Below are 21838 nucleotides of genomic sequence, written 5' to 3' on the forward strand. Positions count from 1 at the left end.
TCAAATAATTTTAAAAACATGTATACTTCTAACCGATTGCTTTCTAGATTGCTAGAGTGGCGGTCTAATTCGAAAGGGGGAATTGGGATGATATACGGTAAAAACAGATTTACAAAGTGGGTCATCATTGGCGTTGTCGCAATAACGGCAGGCATAAGCTATTTGGTCGGCACATGCAATGTGGCGAGTGCGGAACAGACAGTGCTTGTCGAAGAAGATTTTGAGCAATTGGAAGGCGTGATGCCAGAGGGATGGAAAGTCATTCAAGGAGAAGCATCAATCGAGGATGGAGCACTGAAGTTAACCTCGCCCTCGTCCGCTTTACCGGCGAGAGTGCTTGTGCCACTCCCTGATAAGAACGGAAACATCGTTTTCGAGGCAGATATGACTTTCGTTTCCGCAGTCGAAGATACTCGATGGGCATCGATGATGTTCCGTGTGCAATCAGCTGATTACCCGTACTATCAATTCGCAATTCGTAGAGGAACGACAGCATTGAATGGGGCGGAATTTGCAGAACGGAATGCTCAAAACAAATGGGTCGTACCAGAAGCGACATTCTTCACGGAAAAGTTCGAGTACAACAAGCCTTACCGCATTAAAATCATAGCAAGTAATAATCGCGTCCAGCAGTTCATCAACAACAAGCTTGTCATCAATACAGACCAAGCATCCAGTTTACTGAACGGCGACATCGGTTTCCAAGCGAACGGAGCCACTGTCCTATACGATAATGTAAAAGTCTCAACTCTCGAGCAGGAATTGCCACCAGTTGAAAATGCAGGTGTGTTCCTTCCAGAAGAACCGCAAACAACTATTGTAAACGCTCCTACACTTATCGGGCAAAACCTGTCTGCTGCCGAATCTTCAAATACGGCATCTGTCCTACTAAAAGTTGAACAAAATAGCGCAGGTGAGTTAACGACGAACGGCTTGCCATTACATGATGCGCTCGCCAATGTCAAAAACAAGCATATTCCAATCTTGCAAATTGAAACCAAAGGCATTGAAGAAGCAATCATAGATATCTTGGATGCAGCACAGACGGTCGATGTACATATTGTCTCCTCTCATCCGGAAATCGTAAAAACAATCACTAACCTCATGCCGACAGCTAGAGGGGGAATCGTTTACACAAAGAATTCATTCAACAAGCATGACCTGAACGAGTTAGCCCAAACAGTCCACTCAAGCAATGCAAAAGTTGCTTTGATTCCTGAAAAACTAATTGATGCTGAAAAAGTCCACTTCTTGCATACAAGAATGGTGGCCGTATGGGGATTCGGTGCCATAGATGAAAACGGGGCGCATGCACTCATCCATACTGGAGCAGATGGCATCATTACGACGAATCCTGTTGCTTCCATAGAGGCGCTCGGAAAGTACCCTGCAAATACAATCGTTAAACGACCAATCGTCGCCGCTCACCGTGGAGTACCTTCGCTCGCCCCTGAAAACACAATGGCAGGATACCGACTAGCATACGAGCTTGGCGCGGACCAAATCGAAACGGATTTACAATTGACGAAAGACGGTCACCTTATCATCATGCATGATACGACGGTAAACCGGACAACCAACGGGACAGGCGCAGTCAGTGATCTGACATTCGAAGAAATCCGTCAGCTTGATGCAGGCATCAAGTTCAGTGATGAATTCACGGGCGAGCAAGTGCCGACGTTCAAAGAATTTCTTAAAGAATTCAAAGGAAAAGACGTCATCCTTCTCGTTGAATTAAAAGGCGTCGGCATTGAACAACAGGTGATCAAAGAAATTGAAGATGAAGAAATGGTAGACCAAGTTGTCATGCAAAGCTTCGACTTAGGCAGTATGATTGATTCGGTTGAATTAAAACCGGAAATCCCTGCTGGCTATTTGTATTCCGCATCAGTGCCAGGAACAACAGACGCAAAGATTAAAAACGCCCAAAAGATGATGGATTATGGAACATCTCATAATGTCACATTGAATGCAAGCTACGGCAGCACATACGAGGAATTCATCACATATATGCGCCAACGCGGCATGCTGACAATGCACTGGACATTCCGCGATGAAGAGCCTTTCCGCGATAAACTCGCACAAGGACTCGTCGGCCCGATCACCGACTATATGCAATGGCTGACAGATGCACCGATCAGGCTCGAAACACCCATCAAGAAAATCAATCTGAAGCCAGGAAAAACATCCACTGTACAAGCCAAAGCCTTTGTCAATTACCGTACAGCGAAAAAGGAAAATATCGCCTCAGAACTTTTCGTTGCGGAAAACAATGGTGTCGTCAGGCTAAATGGCAACACGATCGAAGCTGTTTCACCGGGAACAGCCCAAGTGTTTGTGAAACACACATTCACAATGCTTGGAACGGAATGGAATATTGTCGGAGAGCCGATTGAAGTGAATGTGAAGTAGAATGGATGCCTGTGCAAGACACATTTAAGTTTATAAACAAACACTATTTGTATATAAACATCAGCCCTCATCTTTCAGTGGACGAGGGCTTTAGGTCTTGTTGCGACTGGGTGTACTTCATTTTAGGAATCCGATCTGCCTGTGTACATAATCACTAATATCCATAATAGCCTGCGTTGGATTCTTGATAGATTCTTCCGTTTCCTCTTCGAACATGATCCAGCCGGTATAACCTGCTTTCACTAGTTCCTTTACAATTCCAGGGAAATCCACTTCACCTGTCCCCATCTTTCTCCATTCAGGCGTAGCTACGGCATCTTTAATATGTACGTGCCTGATTGCGTGCATGTACTTCTTGAATATTTTCATTACATCCATGCCTCCATAGGCAATGTGGCCTGCATCTGGTGTATAGCCGATGTATTCTGTAGCCAATCCGGCAAACAGGACTTCGTAATCTTCCTCTGTCCTGAAGAAGGACGTCGGAGGGGAACTTGGATGGAAAGAGCAGATGATGCCATGATCGCTCGCCCTTTTCCCTAATGCATTTGCGCAAGTAATGATTTCTTTTTGCCTCTGTACTAAATGATTGCGGTTATTTCCAACGCGGGGTGCTACGTTCATAATAGCGTCCGGGAAGTGTTTCAAGTAGTCGATATAGTGTCTTGATAATGCAATTTCCTCTTCTGTTTCTTGTTGACCGCTCCAACTAAATGGGATTGTCAAGGCTGCAAGTTCGAGACCTCTGTTATCCAGTTCCTCTTTTAGCCGCTCGGGGGCTTGTTTAAATCTCCCTAATAACGAAACTTGAACATCGATACCTTGGAATCCACTATTTTGAACGACATCCATAATCCCCACTAAGTTATCGGTTTCTTTATCATAGTCAAGCTCCCATGTCGATCCGTGGCATCCGTATTTCATGTCCATCCATCCTCCTTAACCGAAAAGACGATCTCCCACCGTGCGGAACATCGTCTAATCATTCTCTATTCTTTTGTATAAAAATAATAATTCTACTGCAGTTCTTTTACGATATTCGGTGGTGTCTGACCTGTGACGCCGGCCACTAAATTCTCCGCAGCCTTCATAGCCATATCGAACCGAGTATCCTCTGTACAAGAACCGATATGTGGCAGTGTAATGACATTATCCATTTTCAACAGTGGGTTATTGTTTAGTACAGGCTCGATTTCAAATACATCTAGACCCGCAGCAAGAATTTCCTTGTTTTCCAAAGCAGCAATCAAAGCGACTTCATCCACCACTTGCCCTCTTGAGCAATTGATGAAAACGGCATCGCGTTTCATGGACTTGAACTGTTCTTGGCCGATTGCATGGTAAGTCGCCTCCGTTAAAGGCAACATCACCACAACGAAATCGGATTCTTCCAATAAAGCGTTCATATCACGGTACAGAACGCCATACTCCTCTTCCAATTCCAACTTCCGTGATCTGTTGTGATAAAGAACATTCATCCCAAAACCCAACTTCGCTCTTCTTACCACTTTTTCACCGATACGCCCCAATCCGATAATGCCCAAAGTGGCATGATGGACATCTTTTCCGAAAAACTCCTGGCTGTCTAAATGATGATTCCACTTACCTTCTTTTACATACTGATTAAACTCCACAATTCTTCTGGATGTAGCAAGGATCAGCCCAAATACCAGATCTGCAACAGAATCGTCAAGTACGTACGGCGTATGCGTACCAATAACGTTTCTTGCCTTCATCGCCTCAATATCAAAGCCATCGTAACCAACGGCAATATTGCTGACCACTTTTAACTTAGGAGCATGACCTAGAAAGTCTTCTGTTATCATGCCTTTCGGTGTCATGATCCCTTCCACATCCGCTATTTCCTTCCACAATTCACTCTCCGGAATCGGTCCGTTCCCCTTCCAGATTTTATAGTCGCAATGCTCGGCTATGAAGTCTTCAACCTCTTGCGGAATCGGCTTCGCTATAAATACTTTTGGTTTCATATACATCCCCCTCAAGTTTACCAGTTACCATTCAGCAATACTGCCATCCTTATGTCTCCAAACAGGATTCTTCCAATTATGTCCTTCCTTCGCTTTCTCTCTGACATAATCTTCATCAATCTCAATTCCGAGACCAGGTCCGTGCGGAATGGCGACGTAGCCATCTTTATAGTCAAATACGGATTTGTCTGTAATATAGTCTAATAGATCGCTGCCTTGATTGTAGTGGATTCCTAAGCTTTGCTCTTGGATAAATGCGTTATGTGAAGTGGCATCCACTTGCAAACAAGCGGCGAGTGCGATTGGACCTAGTGGACAGTGAGGAGCTAATGCAACATCGTACGCTTCCGCCATGCTCGCTATTTTCTTCACTTCTGTTATCCCGCCGGCATGGGACAGATCCGGTTGGACAATGTCCACATAACCGTCTTGAAGGATGTTTTTAAAATCCCAGCGAGAGAACATCCTTTCACCCGTCGCGATCGGGATGGACGTATGATTGGAAATTTCTCTAAACGCCTCTGCATTTTCGGATAATACCGGTTCTTCTATGAACATCGGTCTAAACTGCTCCAATTCCTTCGCCAAAACTTTCGCCATCGGTTTATGTACACGCCCATGAAAATCAATGCCAATTCCGACATACTCCCCTACCGATTCCCGCACCGCTGCGACTCTTTCAAGTGTCTGGTCAATCTTTTCAAACGTATCAATGTATTGAAGCTCTTCCGTTCCGTTCATCTTCACGGCAGTAAATCCGGCGTCGACGACTGATTTGGCAGCCGCACCAACATCTGTCGGTCGATCGCCGCCAATCCACGAATAGACTTTGATAGAATCGCGGCATGCGCCTCCCATCAGTTGATAGATTGGAGTATTAAAATACTTTCCTTTAATATCCCATAACGCCTGGTCGATTCCGGAAATCGCACTCATTAAAATAGGCCCACCCCTATAGAAACCGGATCGATAAAGCATATTCCAATGATCCTCGATCCTCATTGGATCCTTGCCAATCATGTATTCCATCAATTCTTCAACACAAGCTTTTACTGTATGTGCCCTGCCCTCTACGACGGGCTCCCCCCAACCAACGATTCCTTCGTCGGTTTCTATTTTCAAGAACAGCCATCTTGGAGGTACCAGGAATAATTCATAGCCAGTAATTTTCATCATGCTGCCCCCTTAAGAATTCTTCATGATTTTTTTCGTGAACAGTGGTGTGAACAAAGTGATGACCGCGATTGATAACAAGACGACAGTAATCGGCCTCGTATAGAAGATGCTTAAATCACCTTGAGACATCACTAACGCTCTTCTTAGATTACTTTCCATCATCGGTCCTAAAATCAGCCCTAAAATGACAGGCGAGGCTGGAATTTCAAACTTTTTAAAGAAATATCCGACTACCCCTGCAATAAACATGACAACTACATCGAAATAATTATTTCCCAGAGAATAAGCACCAACAACACAAAGCATTATGATAAGCGGCGTCAAAATCGTTTTAGGGATAAGCAGGACCTTTGTAAAGAAACGGATTCCCAATAGCCCGAAAACCAATAACAACACGTTTGCCAAGAGCATTCCGACAAATAATGTGTAGACGATAGGACCATTGGATTCAAATAGCATCGGTCCCGGTTGAAGACCTTGAACCATTAAAGCTCCAAGCAGGACAGCCGTTACAGCATCGCCCGGGATGCCCAATGTTAAAAGTGGAATCATCGCACCGCCTGTCACACTGTTCCCCGCGGCTTCTGGCGCTGCAACTCCACGCATGTCCCCTTTGCCAAATTCATCTTTATTTTTCGCAAAGCGTTTTGCTTCATTATAGGCGACGAAAGCAGCAATATCTGCACCTGCACCCGGAATCATTCCTGTGAACGTCCCAATTCCTGCAGAACGAAGAATTGTGCCAATCAATCCTTTAAACTCTACCCACTTCAGCTTCACTTTTTCAATAACAACGTTGACCCTCTTTTCAACGAAGATATCTTCCATTGATTTAAAAGCCTCCGAAAGCGCAAAGAGACCGATCATGATCGGAATAAAACCGATGCCAGTCGTCATTTCAGGCATCCCAAAGGTGAATCGGGGAAAGCCTCCAATCGGATCCAACCCGATTGTCGCAATTAACAGCCCTAATGTACCGGCCATCAAGCCTTTGACGATTGACTTTCCAGCGATACTTGACACGATTGATAGCCCGAACAATGCCAAAGCAAAGGATTCCGGCGCGCTGAACTTCAATGCAAAACTAGCTAATTGAGGTGCAACTAAAATTAATACAAGAACACTTATTATTCCGCCGATAGCACACGACAAAGTGGAAATGGTCAACGCTTTATGCGCCTGCCCTTTCTGGGTCAGCGGATAGCCATCCATCACAGTAGCAGCAGAAGCGGGGGTTCCTGGTGTATTGATCAATATTGCGGTCAAAGATCCCCCGTACACCGATCCGAAATAGACGCCGATCAGCAATAAGATTCCTGGCACAGGTTCCATTCCAAACGTTAACGGCAACATGAGAGCCACTCCCATTGTTGACGTCAAGCCGGGCAGAGAGCCGATGATGATTCCCAATATGGTCCCGAAAGTTAGGAATAACAGTACTTCCCACTGAAATACATTAACTAGCCCTTCTAGTAATAAATTCATCTCTGTCCCCTCCCGACTATAAGAATAATGAACCACTTGGAATTTGAACTTTTAACAGCAACTCGAAAACTACGTAGACAAAAAGTAAAGCGCCTACAGGAACACTGACCAAAGTCAGGATACTGCGTATTTTAGAAAACAGCAAAAGCGCTACTAGCGTCAACGCAGTGGATATGTAAAAACCGACATACGGCATCACGACAATATAGAGACAAACAATTCCCATCGACAGTAAAGCGAACAAGAATGTTTTCTCCTTTTTAACTTCCTTATTTTTGTCAAGAATCCCCTGGATAAAGAGAATCAATCCGAATACTACTAACAGTCCGCAATAAATTCTCGGTAAAAATGCCGGACCAGTTTCAGTATTGTTCAGTTTCGGAAAGTCCATTGTCAAAAAGTAAAAGAACCCGCCTATGAAAATTGAAACGATTCCACTCGTAATATGCGGAACTTTCATCGGTTACACCCCTTTTTCATTTTAACGATGTTGAAAAAATAAAGATTGGGAAATCCCAATCTTTATTTTCGATCTTTATTTGCCGCTTAAGCCTAATTCTGCGAACATTTCTTTATAGTAATTGTAGTTTTCATCCATAAAGGAAGTAAACTCTTTGGAACTTTTCAACTCAATGCCAAGACCGTTGCTGCTCATGAATTTCTGGAAGTTCTCTTCTTTAGCCGCTTTGAGGAAAGCATCTTCTAAAATTGCTACAATTTCATCCGGTGTATCTTTAGGTACCGTAATTCCTCTCCATGTTGCAATTGTTTCACTTTCAAGTCCCGCTTCTGTAAACGTTGGAACATCCGGAATGATGTCAGATCGTTTGTCAGACATAACTGCAAGTGTCTTCAGAGTCCCTGCATCCAAATGTGTTTTCACTTCTGCAGGACTCACTGTAACTGCGTCAACATGACCACCAACTAAAGCTGTTACAGCTGGTGCTGCCCCTTCAAATGGAACATGGTTCAATTCGATACCTGCATTTTTCGCCAAGCTTTCAGCTGCCACGTGCCAAATAGATCCTGAACCAGCATTACCGACGTTCAATTCGCCTGGATGTGCTTTTGCGTAAGCGATGAAGCCATCCAACGTATCATAAGGTGCATCAGCAGGAACTGTTAATGCAGCAGGATCCAAGTTGATCATCGCTACCGCTTTCATTTGATCTTGATTTAGTGAAGAAACGCCCATATGCTCCAACATTGTCAACTCCGCAATAACCATTGTAGCTGTGTAACCATCCGGATTCGCATTCGCGCCTTCAGTCATACCAACTGACCCGCTTCCGCCCGGTTTATTTACAACACCGACTGGTTGCCCCAAATGCTTTTCAACATCTGCAGCTAACGCTCTAGCAGCTGCATCCGTTCCGCCGCCAGCTGAAGTAGGTGAAATCAGTGTAATCGCTTTTTTAGGGAATTCATCTTTCCCACCTGCACCGTCAGAGTTGTCTTTTCCACATCCTGCAATTGCTAAAAGCAAAACAGCAACGATTGCAAATGCGCTATATTTCATATACTTTTTCATCATAGTTCCTCCTTGAATTCTAATGATCTTTGTAGTTCCCTACTAGTTTTTGAACATTTTCTTGGCAATTTCTTGCGCGCCAATCACGAGCGAGTATTCAACTTGCAAGTCATCAGCCTCTATCACTGACCATTTCGTGCTCATTTGATTCAACAGATATGCAAAAGATTGTCTCAATGGATTGGTTCCACCAACTACAATCCATTCAACATCCCCAATTCCTTCAACACTGCCCAGAAGCGCTTGGATATCATCATAGATGACTGAACCGACAAAGTAGTTAGCCCTTTCATTATCCGTCAGATCTGCAAACAGCTGTAGCAATCGAATGTGATAGAAGCTTCTTGTCAGTCCATACTTTTTGGCAGCTTCAAACCCTTTGATAAGCATATCTTTATCAACTGACTGAACTAATTTCGGACTGATGGAATCAGAAAGTATCGTTTCTTTCTGCATGGCCATAAGTGTCTCTCCACCTAAAGTGGATAGGCAAGAAGATAGTGACTGATCCCGATCAACAATGACAAATTTTGTATGGGATCCTGGCAAGACTAAAATCCCTTTGCCATGCAAATCCAATTGTTTCATTAAGCCGATGGATTCCACTTCTTCCCCGCGCATAACATCAAATTGATTGATCATTTCAACTGGATGATCATCCGTTACGCCATTTCTCATTCCTGGAACAAAAATACAAGGTATGTCGTAAAACTCTTTCAATGCAACAACCTTGGAGTTTCTTACAAAATCCTCTACTGCCACGGGGGCTAAAATATGAGGTATTTCGTAAAGCCCCAAATTTGACGTTATCATACCGGAAGCGACTATATATTCTATATCTGAAGCTTCGAGATGATTTCGTTTTAGCAAATATCCTAATCCGGTGTGCAGATGACTTTTCAGCTCGTCATTATGGCCATCAATCGCAGTATTCCTGACGCCTATCCGCACTTTCTCGATATCTTTAATTTGATTTGTTCCCTTGTCGATCAATCTGATTCTTGAATTGGTCGTACCAGAGTCAATAAGTATGGCAAACACTCTATCACCGCATTTCTGTTTTTCATCTGGATGTACGCGCATTAGTGGCAATTTCAACAAAGTGGAATGCACGCCGTTCAATTTCTTCAAAATTTCCCTTTTTAACCACTTCGTCATCGACTAACGAGCTTCCTACACCGAGCGATGTAGCGCCAGCTTCCAAATAATCCTTCGCATTCTCCAGCGAGATGCCGCCAACAGCCATGGTTTGAATGAAAGGCAATGGACCTTTAAGGTCTGTCAGAAATGCGGGACCAAGTTTACGAATCGGAAATATTTTAACCATTTTAGCTCCATATTCATAGGCAGTTAATGCCTCAGTCGGAGTGAAAACCCCAGGAATTAAAGGCACATCATATCGATTAGCTGCTTCGATTGTCTTTCGGTTCAACGTAGGTGCTAGCAAAAAGCTTGCTCCTGCCATAATTGAGAGAACTGCCGTTTCGGAATCCAATACGGTACCCGCCCCAATTATCAAATCGGGGTAAAGCGCTTTCAACTCCTCTATACCTTTCAACGCTCCAGGCGTATTCATCGTCACTTCAACCATGCGAATTCCGCCTTTGTATAAGCTGTTGACGGTAGAAAGTAAGTTCTCCGTAGATTCTGCACGAATAATGGAAACAATCTTTTCTTCGGAAATCCTGTCTATGACCGATTTCAAATTTTCACCCCTCTCGTTCCTTAATGAGGAACGCCGTTTCATTAATAGTGCATTTTTTAGTCGTTCCTTAATAAGGAACGACGTTCCATTACAATGCATGTCTTAATTATAAGGCGAAAACAAAAACAAAGTCAATTCAAGATTTACACTTAGAGAGCCTTTCCGCCCAACATTTTAGAAATTTCCAGGGAAGTATGTAAAACTTCTGCAGCCATAGCGCTTAGCTTCTCTTCAGTTACTCTCATAATCGGGCCTGCAACACTGATACCTGCAACAACCTCACCCTTTGCGTTCAAGATGGGAGCAGCCGCACATTTAATGCCCAATTCATGTTCTTCATCATCAATCGAATACCCTCTGTTTCGGATTTCTTCCAGATGAGGCAATAGGGTCTCAATATCAACGATCGTCTTATGGGTGAAACCTACCAAACCTTTATCCTCAACAATTTCAAGAATGTCTTGTTCCGGTAAATATGCAAGAATCGCTTTACCGACCCCTGTGCAATGCATCGGGGCACGTTTTCCAATATTGGAGAACATGCGGATTGTAGCAGAGCTTTCAATTTTATCGATATAGACGATCTCACTTTTTTCTCGAATGACTAAATGGGCCGTTTCTCCCGTCTTTTCAGCCAATTGTCGAAGATGGCTTGACGCTACATCGCGTAAGTCGATATGATCGGATACCGTTTGACCGAACTCGATCAATTTCAGACCTAACCGATATTTTTGGTTCTCCGAATCTTGTTGAACAAACCCTTTCTTCAATAGCGACATTAATAACCGGTGGATTGTGCTTTTAGAGACATTTAATTCAGCAGCTAACTCAGTAACTCCTAAACCCTTTGGCTCCTCTTTTAAAATCTCTAGTATGATCAATGCACGATCTACCGATTGGACCGTGACAACTTCATTTTTCATTCAAACCCTCCCACTGTTCCGTAGTACAGAACATTGTTCTTTAGGTTGATTATACTAAAGTTTTACACAAAAACAACAAGCAGCAGTTATATGGGAGTTGTGAAACCAAACGTTGCCTCTCGGTCAATATAAAACGATGTCAGACACTCTTATATCTTAAACTTCCGTATCAATCCATTCAGGTTTTCGGCTAAGTTGGCCAATGCCACAGAACTTGCCGTGACCTCTTCCATCGAACTGCTAATTTGTTGTGAAGATGCCGATGTCTGTTCAACCCCTGCAGCTGATTCCTCTGAAATAGCAGCCATCTCGGTAATCGATTCATTCATCTCTTTACTGTTCGATGCAATATGGCTCAACTTATCTGATACGCTATTGATATCTCCTGCCATTTCTGTGATCGCAGCATTAATTTGACTGAAGGTTTCTTGCGTAGACTGGATCTGCTCAGACCCTTGATCGACTTCCTTGGCAACATCTCGCAATGAAGCCGAAACGATGCCGGATTCTGTTTTAATCCCTTCCACTATTCCTGTGATGTCCAGTATGGATGACGAAACTTGTTCAGCAAGCTTTTTAACTTCGTTAGCAACGACTGCGAAACCTTTTCCTTGTTCTCCAGCCCTTGCTGCCTCGATTGCTGCATTTAACGCCAACAAGTTAGTTTGACTCGCGATATCCTGTATCACGGACACTAATTTCGAGATTTCTTGAGACTGTTCATCCAGCCCTTGCACTTTCCCCACGGCCTCTAAAACGAGATGGTCGATCTTGGTCATTTGGTTGTTCGACATGACCATCAATTGATTTCCTTTGCCCGCCATCTCCAAAACGGTCGCAGAAGCATGACCAATCTTTTCTCCATTTGTAGAAGCTTCTATTACAGTTGAAGCAAAAGAACGCATGCCTGAAGCTAAATCTCCGGAATTCCTAGCTTGTACTTCCGTACCGCTTGCCAATTCTTGCATTGTGGAGGCAATTTGCTGTGATCCCGCACTTACTTCATTTGCCGATTGCGTCAATTCCTCGCTTTGCCCAGTCAATGATTCAGAAACACCGTTAATTTCTTCAAGTAATTGACGTATGTTATGATTCATTTCATTCGTTGCCAAAACGAGCTGCCCAACCTCATCTTTTGTAGTGCTACTCAACGGTTCACTACTTAAATCGCCTTCCGCCATCTGTTTCATGCGATTCATTATGCGAATGATCGGCTTCGTAATGACACTTGCCGTCAGAAAAGCAATGCCAACACAAAGAATAGCGCCTATTACTGAAATAAACAGAGATATGTTCACTGCTTTCGATCCACTATCGATGATGTCTTTGCCAGTTTCGGTAATTAACGCTTCTCGTTCGCTCGCCAATTCCTCATAGCCTGCCATAACCGACGTAGTTGTTGAACTAATATGATTTTGGTTCGAAATTGCTTGTTCCTTCTCACCTCGATCATATACCTCGAAAACCTGTCCCCTCACATATTTTACCCAATCCTTTTCCCTTGCTATCAGCACCTCAAGTTTCTGATTGGCCCCCTGCTCCAAGACGAACTGGTAATATTCCTCACTTTTTTCAGTGTATTCGTCGAATTGCTTTTTGAAATCAGCATCCCCACTCAATAGATATCCACGGAGCAATCCCATTCGAGTTGCCATATTCGCCATCAATTGCTCTTCAGCGATAAGAACTGGCAATTCTGTTTCCGTAATATTTTTCACCTGTTCATTTACCGTTTTCGTTCCTGAAATATTGTAAATACTGGATAAAAGGAAAATCGCAATAACAAATGAGAAACCAAAGATCATTTTTCCTCTTATTGTTTTAAATTGAAATACTTTTTTAGATCGAATCGGCTTTTTCGATTGTGTTACCTTTTCAGATTGAATCGGTCTTTTAAATCGAAAAAACTTTTTAAATTGAAACAATCTCTTCATATTCCGCCCCTCTTTTACGAATGTAGTAGCTTACTGATCATGCATTTTGCCCCTCCAGCAAATTTCAATAAAACAGTCTCACATCCAAAGCACCCCCCAACTTTATACAGCGACTTTTTTACCATGGCTATTATACCTTGATAATAAGTATAAAGATAGGCATTCATTTTACTATTTAGGTTCAAGGTAACGAACCCCATAGAATGGTGCCTGTGCAAGACACATTTATGACAATTCACTTGAAAGCATGAAAATACAGTTGAAAGTTTGATATGCTCGTTGTAGGTGTCTTTTAATGCACTTATATACAATTGTAGTGAATAAACTGAATTGAACCGGTGCCTGTGCACGGTGCATTTATGACAATTCATTCCTATACATATAAATACACAAAAAAGCCAATCAAATATTGAATCGATTGGCTTTGTGTTTTTCATTTATGCAATTGTAGTTAATAAACTGAATAGTCCGCTGCACAGGCACCAAAAAGAGGGCGTCTTTAACGATTCTTACATTGATTCGAGCTCACTCCCATACCATTTATCTCCTCAATTAACCTAATAATCTTTGCTGTTTCCTCTAGAGGGACCTTCGTCTCCCCAGTTTGAAAAAAGCCGATCATTTCCTCTAGTAAATTTGCGTAGTAAGGTCTTTCATCGTTCCATAACTGAAATGCCTCTGTCCGATTACCAAAATGTAAAATGCCTCCAAATCGATCATGCCAACTATAATCTCCTCTCACTAACAGTTCTTCCGTCCCGTTACGCAATAGTCTCAGGGTTTCGAAACGCTCAGTTTTTTCTCTATGCATGACCTGTAAATTACCGCCAAGCAATGAAACGATTAGTTCGATCGTATGAACACCGTACCAAAAGTATCCAGGCATGGCTTTTTGCATAGGTAAAGGACCGTAAAAATAACCACTTTCAAACTTCTCCATACCAAGATTCTTTAACCTTTCGACTGAGTCTGCAAAACGTAACGAAGAACTGCTCATGACTGGAGTATTATATCGCTTTGCCAATTCAATGATCTGATCAACCTCACGATCACTCATTGCAATCGGTTTATCAATAAACACCGGTTTCTTGTAAGATACGACTTTCTTAAACCAATGCAAATGATTTCTTCCGTCCACAGTACCGATAATTACTGCATCCACGTTATCCATTAATACATCAACTTCAGTAACGATAATAACGTCATATCGTCTTTCTACAATATCCCGGTATTTTGGATACCGTTCAAAACTGATTGGAAGATCCTCTGAATAGATTGGCATGGCATGTGTAATCAATCCGCCCGGGACATGATGAGTTGCTGATCTATCATTCAAAAGGCTAGTAAATATTTCACTATGTGACGTGTCTAAACCAATCATACCAATCCGCACCTACATCCCTCCTACTCTTTGATCGCAAAAACTTGCCTTGGTCTTCCTCTTGTAGTCATCTTTTCAGTTCCGATGACTTCGATGATTTTCCCATCCAACCAAGACTGCAAAATTCGATGGGCGCTTCGATTTGTAATCCCCAATATTTCAGCGACTTCCTGAGCCGAAAATTTATTGTCCTTTTTCCTCTTCAACATCGAGAGGGTCTTTTCCAAATACACAGCACTCGTTCCGATATCCGCGGCTTTTTCTATCAACTTTTGGTCAGTAACGGACAATGGATATTTAATAGGCGCATCAAGCTCAAGCGGACCAAACACTTCCCGGTCCTCGCGAACTATGAAGCCGCAGTTGCCTCCAAAGTTTTTCGCTTGGAAAACTGCTGTTCTTGCATTCCCACCCGCTTGAAATGCAGTCTCTCCAAATCCTATTCCGATAGACAACCTTATATCCAATCCTTTTTTCGCCTCATCAAGTATGGGCAAAGACTTATATCCTTCCGTAATCCTCTCAAAAGCCCCTCGATTTGTTACAAATAAATATTCATGCTCGTGCAAAGAAGTTAGGAACCCATCAAACTGTTCGACAAAATCAAACAGCATACTATATATTTTGTGATTTCTCGTTTGAAGTTGCTTCTCGGTCTTGAAATCTTTCATGAACGAGGTATCGTCAATATAAATTCGCCCAAAGACGATTTGCATTTCTTTATGTTTACGTTGAGTCGTAGCCAACAACAACCTTTCCAAAATCACAATCATATCCTCTTCAGTCGGAATGAGCCATTCACTTGTAATTCCTTCCTTTTTAAGCTGTTCATGTACTATTTTCAAACTAGTCACAGCAACACAATGTTCCTTCACTTTATGTACCTCTTTATGAAAATGAACAATGCACTCGAAACTGTTGGGCAGAACCGGTTCCTCGAAAACGGTATATGTGAAGCTCTCCGACAAAGATTTTTTGACCGAATCAATAAAAGGTATTTGTATTCCGTCAAAACTAATATGTGACATTTCCTTTCTTCCTTTCAGAAGATAGAGTGCACGGTATAGGCCCGCCCCTTTTAACGGAATATAAAAAGCTGAAAGATGATCAGGGATACTCTCTTTTGCAACCAAGTATGGCACTCGCCCGGAATACAGCAAACAATCCACCTGAGAAGAAAGTTCCCTAGTTATTTCACTTGCGTCCGACAAACAATCCGACAGTCTGAAAATTGGACTTAGAGACGGAAAAAGATCAAAGCATCTCTGAAGGGATTCCTGGATCCACAATGGCCCTACAACACCAACTTTAATCTGAATTGTCATCCAATCAATCCCATCCTTATGTTTAAAAGACACATCCGGGTGAATGTGTCTTCTATACGTTATACATGACTTACATTGTTTAAAAATGATTTAACAAATTTCACATCATTCAATTCCGGGTATTCTTCTTCAACGCGTGTAATCTCTTCGCTCTGCCCTTCACTCAACACTTCGTGATCTGCCAGACACCAATTTCCTTGCAGAAGCCCTTGCCGTCTCAGTACTTCATTGATTCCTGCAATACTTCCCTTAAACTGATGTTTCGAATCAAAAAAGGCGGCATTAGCATCTGTCACATTTTGAGCGACTTTCAACCACTTCAGCTCTATTGTTTCCTTATTTCTCGCTTCTTTGATCTTCTTGAACATTTGAACAGCATTTTCCGTCCAGACAGACCAATGCCCTAATAATCCTCCGACAATCTGTTTTTCAACCAATTTACCATCTATCCTGAATTTAAATGTTGTAAATAAGTCCAAGACTATATTATCGTCATTCCCGGTGTATAACGCAATTTCATCTTGTCGACCTGATTCACAAACAGCTCTTGCAACAGAAAGCGTTTCATACCGATCAAACGGTGCCATTTTTATCGCGAGTACATTATCGATGGCAGAAAAAGCTTTCCAAAAATCAAAACTTAACTGTCTTCCGCCTACAGCAGGTTGTAAATAGAATCCGAACACAGGGATGACCGTTGCAATTTTACGAGTCCGCTCAAGTAAATCTTCCTCTGTGTAATTTCCCAATCCTCCATTGCTTACTAGTACCATGTCATATCCGAGCCGTTTAGCCATTTTAGCTTCTTCGACTGCTTGATCGGTAGGACCACATACCCCAGCTATCATTAACAATTCATTAGTTACATTGAGATTTTCCACTTCATCAATTGCCAGACTCAACACTTTTTCATATAAATTAATTTCCGGATCCCTTATCTCGAATTGTGTTGTATGAACCCCAACAGCCAACCCGTTAACACCGGCTTCAATGTAATAGCGAGTAAGACGCCGCTGGGATTGCTCATCAAGACTTTTGTCATTGTGCAAAGCAAGCGGATGGGCCGGTATAAATGCACCTTCATACAATAACTTCTTCTTTTCGAAAGAAAGAACCATTTAAAACTGCCCCTTTCTTTCTTGGAAGTGTGTCGGCTTATCTATCGTTTCTCGCTCATTTGCTACCCAATCCGCAGTCCATTCAATCAATTCTCGAATCGAAACCCTTGGATACCCGAATAATTTGTGTGACTTACTTGCATTATTCAACAGCGCAGTTGGCTGTTCAATTCCGACAAATACGGGTTCCTTGCCAAATAACTTCCCGAACTCTTCTGCAACCCATCTGACTGGAAGGGTTTCCGGACCGGTGACGTTAATAATTTCAGGAGGCGTGTTCGCGATAAGCAGCGAGCGCAATGCGTATTCATTCGCATCCCCCTGCCAAATAACATTTACATGACCCATCGTTACATCAATTGGCTTTGATGCAAATACAGATTTTGCAATTTCGAGTAAAACTCCATATCGCATGTCGATCGCGTAATTCAATCGGAATATAGCCAAAGGTGTTTGGTTCTTGTGGGAGAAATACGTAAATACCCGTTCCCTGCCTAATGACGACTGTCCGTATTCACCAACCGGCTCTACCGGGTGGGACTCATCACAACCTCCTTGCAGTACCGGGACAAGCGGATAAACATTCCCCGTGGAGAAGGCGACAATTCGAGAATCCTTAAAATGCTCTGCAACTCTACCGGGCAAGTAACTATTCATAGCCCAAGTTACATGCTCATTACCTGTCGTACCAAATTTGTTTCCAGCCATATAGATGACATTTTTCTCTTTCGGCAATGAATGCAAATCTTCATCATTCATCAAATCGGCAGCAATCGTTTCGATACCATCATGTTCAAGCTCGTTTTGCAACGACCCCGAAGAGAATCTTGATACACCAATCACTTTTTTAGTGAGCCCCGCCTCATCAATTGCTCGCTTAGCCATTTTGGCCAAGGTAGGTCCCATTTTCCCACCTATGCCCAATATGAGTATATTTCCATCCATTTTCTTCATATCCTCAATAAGCTCACTTGATGGAACGGTCATAACCTCTTCTAACGTTTCAATATCCATCATTTTAAAACCACTCCTTGTTTATTATGAAAGAAATATATTCTTAAAGTTATTGAATGCTAAATATAATAGGACTAACAATCCGATAATTCCCAGTGCATTGCTTGTAAGTTTATTTTTCAAAGGCCCCATGATTTTCGAATCATTTGCAACCACTAAAATACAAATCGCAATGAATGGTACGACAAAAATAGTAATAGCCTGTGCAAAAACAATCAGGTTGACCGGAGCTGATCCAAAAATCATAGCAATTATTGAACCGAATAAGATAACAGCCATGATGGACAATTTCACTTTCATGCTAGACAGTTTTCTTCCAAATCCTAACCCGTCGGCTAGCATCGACCCTCCAATTGTCGCATTTCCGATAAGTGAAGAGTAGGATGCACCAAGAAGACCAATCATGAAAACAATCATAGCCCATGAACCAAAAATAGGTTCTAATGATTGACCCATTTCATTGGCATCATTCACCATCAAACCTTGCGGCTTCAAGATCGTTGCAGCCACCATCATGACTAGGAAAGAAATTAAGCCTAAAATAAAAATGCCAACATACGACTCACGTACGCTATACTTCGCGTCGCTAATTCCCCAACCCTTCTCCTGTACTAAATAGGATTGATAGACCGCACCAACAATTGAAAAGCTGGTTGCAAACAAAGCAATGATTAGCCCCATACTTCCATCTGGCACCGTCGGGATAAGACCTTTTGCTATCTCCCCAATTGATGGTTTAACAGCAATGAATGTAATTAGAAAAGCTCCTAACATTAGTAATACGAGACCTAGCATCAATTTTTCCAAAATTGAGTAGAAATGTTTAGCGAAAAGCAATATGATAGCACAAGCTGTCATAACAACAATCCATACATTCTCGTTTACCCCAGTCAATGCGTTTAAAGCGATCCCCGTGCCAATAGCATTTCCAGCCTGGAAAGATGCAGTAACAGCAAATGCCCCCAAACCTATCAAAACCGCAGCCACTCTTCCCCATTTCGAAAGCATAATTCCAATGAAACTATCTTTTCCAGCAAGACCAATCCTGGTACTCATTTCGGTATAGCTCATCATAAGTACAATTGCCGCGATGATTGACCAAACTAACTGAGATCCGTAAACCGCTCCAATTTTTGAAGATAACGTCAGGCTTCCCGGTCCCAACATCAATGCCGAAGTAATAAATGCCGGACCGATATACTTCAACAAAGACCCTTTACGCTTCACATCTGCCCCCACTTCACTTGAAAGCGCATTCTTCTCCATTCCCTTTCCCCCTTTTAATAAATATCTGAACCTTCCAATTTATTATACAATCAAGTTCTATTATTTGACATGTCTTTAATATGACCATAATTCAATCAAGCATATTCTAGAATCAACTTCATAAAATGGCGCCCCAACCGGTGCCTTCCAACCGGTGCCTGTGCAAGACACATTTATGACAATTCATTCTTATACATATAAATACAAAAAAACCAATCAAAAGTTGAATCGATTGGCTTCGCGTTTTCAAATTATGCAATTGTAGCTTATAAACTGAATAGTGCGCTGCACAGGCACCAAAAAGTATTACATTTCGTGTCACTTCAATTCACCACATATCTAACCAACCCAGTTGCATTGGCATATAACGCGGCGTGGGTTCTGTCTGCGAGTTCGAGCTTGGCGAGGACTTGGCTGACGTGCTTTTTTACGGTGTATTCGGTGATGTACATTTTTTGTGAGATTTCCTTATTTGAAAATCCTTTGCCCAGTTCCATTAATACTTCCAGCTCCTTAGGTGTCAGGACCTCAGCTTTTTTCTCCGCTTTATATGAAGTACTCGGCCTCATTACAAAATCGAGTACGCCTTGATCGTAATAGGTTCGGCCTTTATTGATCATGCGTAATGCATGCAGCATTTCTTCGGGTAATGCTTCTTTTAGTACATAGCCGTCTACTCCCAATTCTTTTGCCCGGGTGAAGTCCTCTTTTCCCCTTGAAGAGGTTAGCACAACAAATTTACAGACCGCCCCTTGCCTCCTCGCCTCTACAATCAAATCAAGTCCCGATTCGTCACCAAGCCGTACATCGACAATCGTTAAATCCGGCTTCAATGACTTCAATACAATCAACGCCTCCCGACTATTTGCTGCTTCACCAAGAATCTCTATATCATTTTCAAGTGAAAGGATTGCGGTTAATCCTTTCCGAACCAATGCATGATCGTCGACAATTACAATATTCATATTTATCATCTCCATTATTCGCCTAGTTTTGATCTTCGGAAATTCAATACGTACCGCAGTTCCTCATTCTTGCAAACATTTCACTCCATTTTCCTTACAAGCTATGAAGCGAATAAACGATGCCCATCAAGTTCATACTTTTCACCCAAAAATCCTCCCTCTAAAAATAAAAATCCCAATTAAACCGGACAGTCGTCCGCATTCAATCAGGTCGGTTGCACCATTCACTCCATACATCCCAGGTGCCCACATACAGGACGTATTTCATCGTTTCCATGATAATATTGTAGTATTACAAGTAGTATATCGAACCAAATTTGAATATTTTGTCATTACACGTAAGTAGTATAGTTCTATTTTTGCTTGAAAAGTTATTTTTTTGGCACTAAACGTCGAATACCTCAATTAATCAAAAAAGAGAATTGACCGGATAGATCAATTCTCCCAAAATCACTTTTTCGATTACTGAAAAGACGATGTAAATACATTAACCAATAACAAACTCTTTTCTCTTTCCAAGATCTTTATTTGCCCTCTCTGGCGCAGCAACTGTACTCGGCACATATGTGTACACACATAACACGTCTACGACAAGGTACATTTGGCTATGCTCATTTCCGTTTTCATAGAAAAAAATCGGCTGTTCGATTTCATCCGCAATTTTCAACATCGAGGTAAAAGAAGCGAATGGAACAATGGTCTTTCCTTCGACATCAATTTGTTTTGAGATTGGAATCACGCGCCTTCCATACTTCTTAGTTAGCTTTTCCGCTTCCGATGTAACGGCGTTCACTGGACCCTCGTCCAAATACACAAGCGAAAATAGGACGGACACTAAAAGAAGAAGGAATAGGGATGTACTACTAATCCGCACGAGAAGCAATGAAAAGGAGAATCCAAGGACGCTGAATGAAGTCGTCATCGTTTGATTTTCATTGGGCAGAATAGCTGTAGAAAAGACTTTCGCACTAGCAAGCTTGATTTCCTCAGATAAATAATTGAATAGGAGCCTGTCCTGGATGTCGATCTCCGTTAGCTTATCCGAGTATTGAAGTACTCCTTGAATAGTTGGAACGATTTCGAGTTCGTATTGAGATTGTCTAACCCCAGTTTCATTTTCCACCTGAAGAATAAACGTTTTCACTTGGGCCAAGTCGATTTCATAGGAGCTGTCGATAACAGATATATCCATCCCTTTCTCCACAAAGTTTTGTTTGTTTTGCAAAGAGAAGGCCCTCTCCCAATTATCCCCCGCTTTAATTAGTAGTTGTACCTCATAAGTTCCTTTGGCGAGCACTTCCTCCTCTGCACTTATGACGGACGTTACATCAAAAGGAATTGCGGTTGTAATTTTTGGATAAAGGGTATCGCCTACTTCAATCGTTCCTCCTTTAGGATGAAGAACGTTAGGTGCCACCACTGCTTGATAAGCATAGGTCGTTTCAATTCTAGGTGCACTGTCAACGGCTGGAAGAGTTGTCGTTTTCGGTCTAATCCAGGAGTAAACGGACAGACCGCCCATTACAATTAATAAAGACAGTAAGGATAGAAATAGTTTCTTATTGCTCTTTTTCAGTACAGTAGCCAAGATTCTATTCAGCACGACCACACCTCC

General features: G+C 42.2%; 18 protein-coding genes and 1 riboswitch. Of the genes, 1 reads left to right on the forward strand and 17 read right to left on the reverse strand.

The window, feature by feature from the left end; all coding sequences use genetic code 11:
* Nucleotides 1-87: 87 nt before the first annotated feature.
* Complete coding sequence (locus tag AWV70_RS11965) at nt 88-2412, forward strand: glycerophosphodiester phosphodiesterase family protein (RefSeq protein ID WP_060207346.1); 2325 nt, start codon at nt 88-90, stop codon at nt 2410-2412.
* Between the two features lie 117 nt (nt 2413-2529).
* On the opposite strand, the gene AWV70_RS11970 is transcribed toward AWV70_RS11965, so the two are convergent.
* The 17 genes from AWV70_RS11970 to AWV70_RS23850 form a co-directional block, all read right to left on the reverse strand.
* Nucleotides 2530-3336 carry a sugar phosphate isomerase/epimerase family protein gene (locus AWV70_RS11970; RefSeq protein WP_160327658.1) on the reverse strand — a complete coding sequence of 269 codons (807 nt, stop codon included), beginning with the start codon at nt 3334-3336 and terminating at the stop codon, nt 2530-2532.
* 92 nt (nt 3337-3428) lie between these two features.
* Nucleotides 3429-4400, reverse strand: coding sequence for a 2-hydroxyacid dehydrogenase (locus AWV70_RS11975; RefSeq protein ID WP_060207349.1), 972 nt, complete (start codon nt 4398-4400; stop codon nt 3429-3431).
* Between the two features lie 24 nt (nt 4401-4424).
* Nucleotides 4425-5573, reverse strand: a complete 1149-nt coding sequence (gene dgoD / locus AWV70_RS11980) for a galactonate dehydratase (RefSeq protein ID WP_060207351.1) — start codon at nt 5571-5573, stop codon at nt 4425-4427.
* Between the two features lie 12 nt (nt 5574-5585).
* Nucleotides 5586-7061: a tripartite tricarboxylate transporter permease gene (locus tag AWV70_RS11985; protein ID WP_060207353.1), complete on the reverse strand. Its 1476-nt coding sequence runs from the start codon at nt 7059-7061 to the stop codon at nt 5586-5588.
* Between the two features lie 16 nt (nt 7062-7077).
* Complete coding sequence (locus tag AWV70_RS11990; RefSeq protein WP_060207355.1) at nt 7078-7521, reverse strand: tripartite tricarboxylate transporter TctB family protein; 444 nt, start codon at nt 7519-7521, stop codon at nt 7078-7080.
* Nucleotides 7522-7596: 75 nt separating this feature from the next.
* Nucleotides 7597-8592: a Bug family tripartite tricarboxylate transporter substrate binding protein gene (locus AWV70_RS11995; protein ID WP_153009975.1), complete on the reverse strand. Its 996-nt coding sequence runs from the start codon at nt 8590-8592 to the stop codon at nt 7597-7599.
* Between the two features lie 42 nt (nt 8593-8634).
* Nucleotides 8635-9750, reverse strand: coding sequence for a 2-dehydro-3-deoxygalactonokinase (locus AWV70_RS12000; RefSeq protein ID WP_082713593.1), 1116 nt, complete (start codon nt 9748-9750; stop codon nt 8635-8637).
* Nucleotides 9656-10297 carry a bifunctional 4-hydroxy-2-oxoglutarate aldolase/2-dehydro-3-deoxy-phosphogluconate aldolase gene (locus AWV70_RS12005; protein WP_235588642.1) on the reverse strand — a complete coding sequence of 214 codons (642 nt, stop codon included), beginning with the start codon at nt 10295-10297 and terminating at the stop codon, nt 9656-9658. Before AWV70_RS12005 ends, AWV70_RS12000 begins: the two co-directional genes overlap by 95 nt.
* Before the next feature lie 149 nt (nt 10298-10446).
* Nucleotides 10447-11220, reverse strand: coding sequence for an IclR family transcriptional regulator (locus tag AWV70_RS12010; RefSeq protein WP_060207364.1), 774 nt, complete (start codon nt 11218-11220; stop codon nt 10447-10449).
* A 149-nt stretch (nt 11221-11369) separates the two neighbouring features.
* Nucleotides 11370-13154 carry a methyl-accepting chemotaxis protein gene (locus AWV70_RS12015; protein ID WP_082713594.1) on the reverse strand — a complete coding sequence of 595 codons (1785 nt, stop codon included), beginning with the start codon at nt 13152-13154 and terminating at the stop codon, nt 11370-11372.
* Between the two features lie 499 nt (nt 13155-13653).
* Entirely contained in the window at nt 13654-14547 is an 894-nt protein-coding gene (locus AWV70_RS12020) for a Gfo/Idh/MocA family oxidoreductase (RefSeq protein ID WP_060207365.1), read from the reverse strand.
* 11 nt (nt 14548-14558) lie between these two features.
* Nucleotides 14559-15410 (reverse strand): hypothetical protein, encoded by an 852-nt coding sequence (locus tag AWV70_RS12025; protein WP_153009976.1) that lies wholly within the window; start codon nt 15408-15410, stop codon nt 14559-14561.
* Between the two features lie 509 nt (nt 15411-15919).
* Nucleotides 15920-16978 carry a dihydrodipicolinate synthase family protein gene (locus AWV70_RS12030; RefSeq protein ID WP_060207367.1) on the reverse strand — a complete coding sequence of 353 codons (1059 nt, stop codon included), beginning with the start codon at nt 16976-16978 and terminating at the stop codon, nt 15920-15922.
* Nucleotides 16979-17995, reverse strand: coding sequence for an NAD-dependent epimerase/dehydratase family protein (locus AWV70_RS12035; RefSeq protein WP_060207369.1), 1017 nt, complete (start codon nt 17993-17995; stop codon nt 16979-16981).
* A gap of 21 nt (nt 17996-18016) precedes the next feature.
* Entirely contained in the window at nt 18017-19258 is a 1242-nt protein-coding gene (locus AWV70_RS12040) for an Nramp family divalent metal transporter (protein WP_060207371.1), read from the reverse strand.
* A gap of 323 nt (nt 19259-19581) precedes the next feature.
* Entirely contained in the window at nt 19582-20223 is a 642-nt protein-coding gene (locus AWV70_RS12045) for a response regulator (protein ID WP_060207373.1), read from the reverse strand.
* A 201-nt stretch (nt 20224-20424) separates the two neighbouring features.
* A riboswitch (cyclic di-GMP riboswitch) is annotated at nt 20425-20507 on the reverse strand.
* A 203-nt stretch (nt 20508-20710) separates the two neighbouring features.
* The gene (locus tag AWV70_RS23850; protein WP_060207375.1) at nt 20711-21826 is read right to left on the reverse strand and encodes a DUF5305 family protein; all 1116 of its coding nucleotides are present in this window, start codon (nt 21824-21826) and stop codon (nt 20711-20713) included.
* Between the last annotated feature and the right edge of the window lie 12 nt (nt 21827-21838).

Source organism: Sporosarcina koreensis, assembly GCF_001531445.1.
In the GTDB taxonomy this organism is placed as follows: Bacteria; Bacillota; Bacilli; order Bacillales_A; family Planococcaceae; genus Sporosarcina; species Sporosarcina koreensis_C.